Raw genomic sequence first — 1,252 nt, 5'->3', positions numbered from 1 at the left:
CGCGCGGCTTGCGAGGCGATCGCCCGTACATGCACCGCAAAAGGGCGCCGGTGCCGATAAGTCAAACATGTTTGCAGCCGAGGCATTGTTGTCCATGGCGGGACGCCGGTCTGATCGGGACAGCCACTTCGGCAAACTCGCGGGATTGGCCGCGGAAGCGCAAGCGCTGGTTCGGTCGAGCGTCGAAACTAAAGAGCCTCTTGCAGCGCCGCGCCGTGCACGGGCCGAGGATGGGCTCGACAATGATCGCACGTCTTTCTGGAATCGCCATTTCGCGACCGAGGATCCCTGGAACTACGGTTCGCCCTATGAGCAGGAAAAATATGAGCGGCAGCTCGAAATTCTGCCTGCCGGTCCCATCGGACGGGCGCTTGAGCTGGCCTGCGCGGAGGGCCACTTCACGCGGCAGCTGGCGCCGCGCGTGGGCCATCTGACCGCAACTGACATCTCCGCCGTAGCCATCGGGCGGGCGCGCGCGCGATGCAGCGATCAGCCGAATGTTGAGTTCGGCGTACTGGATTTCTCTGCGGACACCCTGCCGGGCGAAATGGATCTGATCGTCTGTTCGGAAGCGCTCTACTACCTGGATGATCTCACCGAGTTGCGGCGCATTGCCAAAAAACTCGTTGAGGCGTTGGCGCCTGGCGGCTGTTTCATCAGCGCACATGCATTCGTGCTACGAGACAATGTTGAAAGGACCGGCTTCGACTGGAATACATTCGGTGCACAAGCGATCTCAGAGACGCTGGCACTGACCGAAGGCCTCATCCTCGAACGGTCGATCCAGACCGAGCTCTATCGCATAGACCGCTTCCGCCGCCTGTCACCGGACGACGTGGTGACGGAACCGGTGATTGATCATGTGCCAATCCGCGCACCCGTCGAAATCGGGGTCGCGCGAAATATCGTCTGGGGCGGGGCACGCGTGCTGCGCCGTGACGTCGCACGTAGCGAGCGACGACAGCGTATCCCTGTCCTCATGTATCACAGCGTCTCCGATGAAGGTCCGGCCGCGCTCGCCCGTTTTCGGCTCACGCCCGCCTTATTCGCCAGCCAAATGGCATGGCTGCGCGCCAATGGCTTTCACGCGATTAGGTCCGAGCAGCTGGAATGGTTCATAGCCAACCGTCAGCCTTTCGTTGGCCGCCCAGTGCTCATCACGTTCGATGACGGCTTCCAGAACTTTGCCGACCATGCCTGGCCGATCTTGCGCGCGAACGACCTGACCGCGGAAGTGTTCCTGGTGACGGAC

The 1,252-nt window shown here is 61.7% G+C and carries 1 protein-coding gene; it reads left to right on the top strand.

Annotated features, from left to right (window positions below; all coding sequences use genetic code 11):
- Positions 1-67: 67 nt before the first annotated feature.
- Positions 68-1,252 (top strand): SAM-dependent methyltransferase (locus NKI19_RS32685; RefSeq protein WP_352567714.1); only part of this gene is annotated, 1,185 nt, incomplete at its 3' end.

It is taken from the genome of Mesorhizobium sp. M0751, from assembly GCF_040320265.1.
In the GTDB taxonomy this organism is placed as follows: Bacteria; Pseudomonadota; Alphaproteobacteria; order Rhizobiales; family Rhizobiaceae; genus Mesorhizobium.
This window is presented reverse-complemented; position numbering and strand designations above follow the sequence as displayed.